The following is a 6,132-nucleotide window of genomic DNA, read 5'->3' as shown; positions in this document are numbered from 1 at the left end:
GGGCTCGCCTGCGGCGTAGGGGGCCGCGGGCGTACGCGGCAGGGTGTCGGCCACCGCGTCGAGGAGGGCCCGCACCAGGTTCTCGGGGTCGGGGAGCCGCAGCGGCTTGCCGCCCGGCACGGGCACGGCATGGGCCTCGGCGGGCATGGCCGCGGCGATCGCCCGCACCTGCGCGACGTCCTGCGCGTCCAGCGGCCCGGCCCGCCAGGCGTCGATGTCCTCCGGACCGCTCAGGCCGGGCAGCAGCCGCCCGCGCGCGACGAGATGCACAGCATGCAGGGCAGCGGCACCCCAGCAGGCGGCGGCCGGGTGGGCGGCGGGGTCGTGGCGGGCACGGATCAGCGGCGGCAGGGCGTCGGGCAGGGGTACCAGCACGGCGGGGACGGTACGGGCACGGGCCCCGTTTCCATGCCGCCGAGCGACGGTCAGCTCGTACGGTGGCGTGTCCGGGGTACCCGGCCCGGGCTCCGGCAACGTCCCGCCGTCAGGCCGCCAGAAGGCGACCTTCCCCTCCCGGGCCGGCTCCCCCGGCACGAAGACCGCCGCACACCGCGCGATCCCCTCCCCCGGGGCCGTTCCCATCCCCGCCACCGTCACCTGCTCCTCGTGCTGTGCCCGCCCACTGTCTGAGCTGCTCACGAGTCTACGGGGCCCGACCCGACCATTCTCCACCCGCGACTCCCACGATCCATTCCAGCCGTTGGCGCAAAACGAACCCCCGACCCAAGTGCGCTGGCCCGCCCAAGCGGAGCAGATCGAGACAAACGAACCGGCCCGCCGATACACAGCAAGACTGGCCCCGCCAGGACTAAGTGGAATGAAATGAAGAAAATTTTGCGGCTGTGATCCACCACACATACCCAAAAGAGAGTTGCCCGCCACTTGCGCCAAATATAGTGTTCGAATCGACCACGCAGCGTGACAACACAACAGGGGGATGACTTATGGGAATTGCCACGAGACGAGTTTCCGTTATCGCAAGCGCAGCAGTCGCGATCGGAGCATTGACCGCTTTCCCCGCCTTGGCCGAAGGCGGCTTCACTTCATCCGCCAGCGGATGGGTGACGGGTAAAGAGTCGCGCCACTGGACCAAGAACAGCAGAAAAGGTTCCACCAGCGTGGAATTCTCCCGCTGTTCTGTAAGCAACGGAAGATTTAAGTACGCGGGCATACAGTTCAAGGAAGATATCCCCTTCCGCCCAGACAAGGTGATCAAGAGAGACAAGAATAGATGCGACAAGTCGAAATTCGGCAAGCCCGGTAAGGGAAAGTATTACTTTAACTATTCCAACCTGAACGGCAAAGATCGGCCGAGATCCTACCTGAACGTGAAGAAAATCTCCGTCAAGTACTGATCAAGCGCGCCTCCGGTCCGCCCTGACAGGGCGGACCGGACGGCATTCTCCAGGGAATCTTCCGTGCCTCTTCGCTACGTCTCCTGCACGTTCGCCTATCGGGCCGGTGAGCCGGTTCTGCGCTCACTCGACCTGGAATTACCCGCTGGCTGCACCGTGTTGCTCGGCCCCAACGGAGCCGGGAAATCCACGACCCTCTCCTTGGGCGCTTCCGTGCTCCTACCGCGCTCCGGGCACGTGGCTCTCGGCCTCCTAGACAGTGCACGGCGACGAGACCGCAGGAACTACCGGCGCAAGGTGGGTTGGCTGCCGCAGGATGTCGCGCCCGTGCCCGGCCTGACGGTCCGCGAACAGGTCGCCTACGCGGGATGGGTCAAGGGACTCTCCCGCCGTGACTCCTGGGACCGGGCCGCAGCGGCACTGGGGAGGGTGGGTCTCGCGGATCTCTCCGGCCGTCGCAGTAACCAGCTCTCCGGCGGACAGATGCGCCGTCTCGGGATCGCTCAATGCCTCGTGCATAACGCGGATGTGTTGCTGCTCGACGAACCGACCGCAGGCCTGGACCCGATCCAGCGTGGTGTCTTTCGCGACCTGTTGGCCGAACTGAGTACCTCGGTCGATTTCGTCGTCTCCACGCATCAGACAGAGGATCTGGCGGACATGTACGACACCGTGATCGTCATGGACCGTGGTGAAGCCGTGTTCCGGGGAAACATCCGGGATTTCCTCGCGCTGGCGCCGGAAAGCACGACAACCGAGCGGCGCCCTGAAATTGCCTACCGCGGCCTGGTCTCTGGAGAGGTGTGACGCGTTGCTGATCCGCACTGTTCTGCGCTGCGGCCCGGCCGGCTGGGTCGCACTCTTCTTCATCCCTGCCCTGCTCGTACTGGCGGGCGTGGACGTCACCGACGAGCACGTCTGGGAGACGGCCGCTGCGGGTGCGACCGTGCAATTCGGTTTCGTCACCACCGTGTGCGGAGGTTGCGCCGCGTGGGAGGGCTCGCGGATGCGCCGCGGTCGTGTGCTCGGTTGGGCACCTGTCCGCAGCGATGTGCGCCTCGCATGGGAACGGCTGGTGCCGGTGCTCGTTCTCGGGCTGCTGGCACAGACCGTCGTTACCGCCCGGTTCACCGTGCATGCCTGGGAATCCCCTGGCCATCCGAACCCCGGTCTGATCGCCGTATGGCTGGGCGCGCTCCTGGCGCACACGGCAGTGGGCTACATCGTCGGCTACCGGCTGCCCCAGCTGACAGGAGTCGCCGTGATGCTGGTGGGCGGTTTCTTCTGGGGGTTCTGGCCAGCGGCATTGGAGAGCCCTTCCTGGTTGAGACACCTCAACGGGCAGGGCACGGGGGACTGTTGCACCATCGACCGGGAACTCTCCGTACGCAGTATCGCGGCCACGCTCACGTTCAACCTCACCGCCATCCTTGGAGCTGTGCTGCTGACCATGCTCCGCGGCCGTACCGGCCGCAGACGACTCACGGCCGCCGTGCTCGCCACCGGGACCGTTGCGTCCGTCATTCTCGCTGTCCCTCTCGGATTCGACGGCTCCCAGGCCCGCGAGAAAGACCTCGACCGGTGCGCAGGCGACGCCCCTGCCATCTGCCTGTGGCCCGAGCAGGAGCCGGAACGCGCTGCGTTGCGGCGCCAAGTGGGGCAGACCGGAGCCCGGTTGGCGCAGGTGGGGGTCACCCTTCCACGGCGCCTCGCCTTCAGCGACGTCCGTACGGAACGCAAATGGCTCCTGGAAGAGACGGCCACCTCGGTCCTTCCAGAAGATGTCACCCCGTGCGCCGATGGGGACGACACGGAAGGTCGCCGAGAGGACGCCCAAACAGTCCTCTACATATGGCTCTCACTTACCGCTGGCACCGGATCCGGGACTTTCTCCGGACGCATGCCCGGCGACGCTGTCACGCTCGCGGAGAAAGCACACCGTCTTCCGCGCTCGGCCCAACAGGACTGGTACGAACGGAACATGCGCGCCGTCCGGCACTGCGGCACAACACCGCGACTCGACCCGGCGACCTACGCCTCGAAGAACGACGGCAACCGCCCATGACGTGGTGGCTGCGCGCTCACGCAGCCGGTACCAGTGCCGCGGCCCTCGTCGCATGCTTTCTGCTGGCGCCGCTCCTGTCCGCATCCGCGCTGCCGGTTCCCGCGCTCTTCACCGGCAACGCCGGCGGAGTCTCCGTACCCCTGCTCCTCCCCGCGCTGCCCGCCTGCGCGCTGCTGTACGGCTTGGCGCGGCCTCCCGCCGCGCTGCACGCGACCGCTGTACGACCGCTGGGGCAATGGCAGTTGGCCGGACTGCTCGGGGTCCTGCTCGTCGCCCTCGTCATCGGTGTGGCGGAGGCCGCCTTCCTGGACTTCCCGCTCGCCCTGGGGGCGGTGCGTAACCTGTGCGGCTACCTGGCGGCCGGGCTGGTCGCGCAGCGGCTCTGGGGCCCGACCTACGGACCGGCCGTCGCGGCGGCGTTGCCCGTGCTGTGCGGCCTCGTCGGGAACGGACCAGGGGGACGCCCGTACTGGTGGGCATGGCCGCTGCACACGGAGACATCTCTGCCCGCGGTCCTGGCCACAGCCCTCCTGCTGTGCGCCGCCGTGCCCTCCCTTCTCCGGCCACGCCGTCCGTAGAGGCGTGTTGGTACGGTCACGACATGTCAGAAATCAACGGGCCGGACCGTGACCCGGTCACCGCCGAGGACGTTCAGCACGCCGTCCGACTGGCGGTCACCGCCTTGCGCGGGGGGATGGAGGCGGACTGGAGTGCGCGGGCCGGTGCGCTGGAGTGGGACTGCTGGGACACCGTCGATCATCTCAGCGACGACCTGTTCGCCTACGCGGCACAACTGGGGCCCGAAACACCTCCGTTGACGGACCACGTCCCCTTCGCCTATGCGCGACGGCTGCCGGGCGGGCCCGCCAACACGATCTCCACGGTCCGCGATGCCGGTCCCGCCGGGCTGCTGCAGGTGCTGGAGGCCAGCGCTGCCCTGCTGGTCGCCATGGTGCGTACGACGCCGCCGGAGGTGCGCTCGTACCACACCTACGGGGTGTCCGATCCTGAGGGCTTCGCCGCTATGGGCGTCGTGGAGACGCTGGTGCACACGCACGACGTAGCCGAAGGCCTCGGCGTTCGCTGGGAGCCGCCGCCGGCCGACCTGTGCGAACGGGTGCTGGCCCGCCTGTTCCCGGATGTAGTGGTGGACGCGGCTCCTTGGCCCTCGCTGCTCTGGGCCACCGGCCGCGCGGAACTGCCCGGCCACCCTCGCCGCACATCCTGGCGATGGACCAGTGCCCCGGTGCACGAGGCTGACCTGCGCCCGACCTGAGGCGGGACGAGGCGCCGACCACTTGACCCGAAGCGAACGACGAATGGCAAGGAGGAATACCCGCTCCTTGCCACTCTCAACGTATAGCGCACCCGGGGGCTTGCGGCAAGACCCCGGTCGTGCCGCAGAATCTCCGGCCAAGGCCGGAATCTGCGGAAACGGGGTGTCGCGAAATGCGTGTGCTGTTGTCGACGTATGGGTCGCGCGGGGACGTCGAACCGCTGGTGGGACTCGCGGTGCGACTGCGGGCACTCGGCGCGGAGGTGCGGGTGTGCGCGCCGCCGGACGAGGACTTCGCGCAGCGGCTTGCCGGTGTCGGCGTGCCGCTGGTGCCGGTCTACATGTCGGCGCGTGCGCTGACGAAGGCGGCGCCGCCGCCGTCATCCCTGCCCCAGCGTGCGGCCGAAGTGATCGCCAGCCAGTTCAACGCGGTCGCCGCGGCGGCCGAGGGGTGTGACGCGCTGGTGGCGACCGGCATGATGCCGGCCGCGGCCGGCGCGCGGTCGGTGGCCGAGAAACTGGGCATCCACTCCGTGTCCGTGACCTTCCAGCAGCTCACCCTGCCCTCGCCTCGGCGCCCGCCGCTGGCGTATCCGGGCCGGCCGCTCCCGCCGGAGGTGACCGACAACCGGGTGCTGTGGGATCTGGACGCCCAGAGCATCAACGCGCTGTTCGGTACGGCACTCAACACGAACCGGGCGTCGATCGGCCTGCCACCGGTGGACAACGTCCGCGACTACGTCATCGGCGACCAGCCGTGGCTGGCCACGGACCCGTTCCTGGACCCGTGGCAGGAGACGCCGGACCTCGACGTCGTCCAGACCGGCGCGTGGATCCTGCCCGACGAACGGCCACTCCCGGCCGAGTTGGTGGCGTTCCTGGACGCCGGTACACCACCGGTGTACGTGGGCTTCGGCAGCATGCCCATGCACGCATCGACGGACGTCGCCCAAGTGGTCATCGAGGCGGTCCGAGCGCAGGGTCGCCGCGCGGTCGTGGCCCGCGGCTGGGCCGACCTGGCCCTGACCGGCGACCGGGACGACTGCTTCGTCGTCGGCGAGGTCAACCAGCAGGCACTGTTCGGACGGGTGGCCGCCGTCGTGCACCACGGCGGCGCGGGCACCACGACGACGGCGACTCGGGCGGGCACGCCTCAGGTGGTGGTACCCCAGTTGGCGGACCAGCCGTACTGGGCCGGCCGGGTGGCGGATCTGGGCATCGGCGCGGCACACGACGGTCCGACTCCGGCCTTCGAGTCCCTGTCGGCCGCGCTCAGGACGGCCCTGACTCCCGAGACCCGCGCACGAGCGACCGCCGTGGCCGGCACGATCCGCACCGACGGGGCGACGGTGGCCGCGAAGCTGCTGCTCGACGCGGTCAGCCGGGAAAGGCCGCCCGTGTCCGCGTGAACCACGCGGGATCACCGAGCCGGGACC

General features: G+C 69.0%; 6 protein-coding genes and 1 pseudogene. 6 read left to right on the top strand and 1 reads right to left on the bottom strand.

The genetic code is table 11. From position 1 onward, the window contains the following. Nucleotides 1-582: pseudogene (locus ACRDP3_RS12735) on the bottom strand (ATP-dependent helicase); the annotation flags it as partial. A gap of 362 nt (nt 583-944) precedes the next feature. Between ACRDP3_RS12735 and ACRDP3_RS12730 the strand changes: the two are divergent. The 6 genes from ACRDP3_RS12730 (at nt 945) to ACRDP3_RS12705 (ending at nt 6,105) form a co-directional block, all read left to right on the top strand. Continuing rightward, on the top strand, nt 945-1,355 hold the full coding sequence (locus tag ACRDP3_RS12730; RefSeq protein ID WP_431517016.1) for a hypothetical protein: 411 nt from the start codon (nt 945-947) through the stop codon (nt 1,353-1,355). 63 nt (nt 1,356-1,418) lie between these two features. Then, nucleotides 1,419-2,162, top strand: a complete 744-nt coding sequence (locus ACRDP3_RS12725) for an ATP-binding cassette domain-containing protein (RefSeq protein WP_431517015.1) — start codon at nt 1,419-1,421, stop codon at nt 2,160-2,162. A 4-nt stretch (nt 2,163-2,166) separates the two neighbouring features. Beyond that, nucleotides 2,167-3,420 carry a DUF7224 domain-containing protein gene (locus ACRDP3_RS12720; RefSeq protein ID WP_431517014.1) on the top strand — a complete coding sequence of 418 codons (1,254 nt, stop codon included), beginning with the start codon at nt 2,167-2,169 and terminating at the stop codon, nt 3,418-3,420. Then, nucleotides 3,417-3,998: a hypothetical protein gene (locus ACRDP3_RS12715; protein ID WP_431517013.1), complete on the top strand. Its 582-nt coding sequence runs from the start codon at nt 3,417-3,419 to the stop codon at nt 3,996-3,998. The genes ACRDP3_RS12720 and ACRDP3_RS12715 overlap by 4 nt, the downstream gene beginning before the upstream one ends. Before the next feature lie 23 nt (nt 3,999-4,021). Beyond that, nucleotides 4,022-4,696, top strand: a complete 675-nt coding sequence (locus ACRDP3_RS12710; protein WP_431517012.1) for a hypothetical protein — start codon at nt 4,022-4,024, stop codon at nt 4,694-4,696. A 173-nt stretch (nt 4,697-4,869) separates the two neighbouring features. Further along, on the top strand, nt 4,870-6,105 hold the full coding sequence (locus tag ACRDP3_RS12705) for a glycosyltransferase (protein ID WP_431517011.1): 1,236 nt from the start codon (nt 4,870-4,872) through the stop codon (nt 6,103-6,105). The last annotated feature ends 27 nt before the right edge of the window (nt 6,106-6,132 follow it).

The sequence above is a fragment of the Streptomyces sp. genome, assembly GCF_050698815.1.
Classification (GTDB): domain Bacteria; phylum Actinomycetota; class Actinomycetes; order Streptomycetales; family Streptomycetaceae; genus Streptomyces.
The sequence above is the reverse complement of the archived record's forward strand: the minus strand, read 5'-3'. Positions and strand labels throughout refer to the sequence as shown.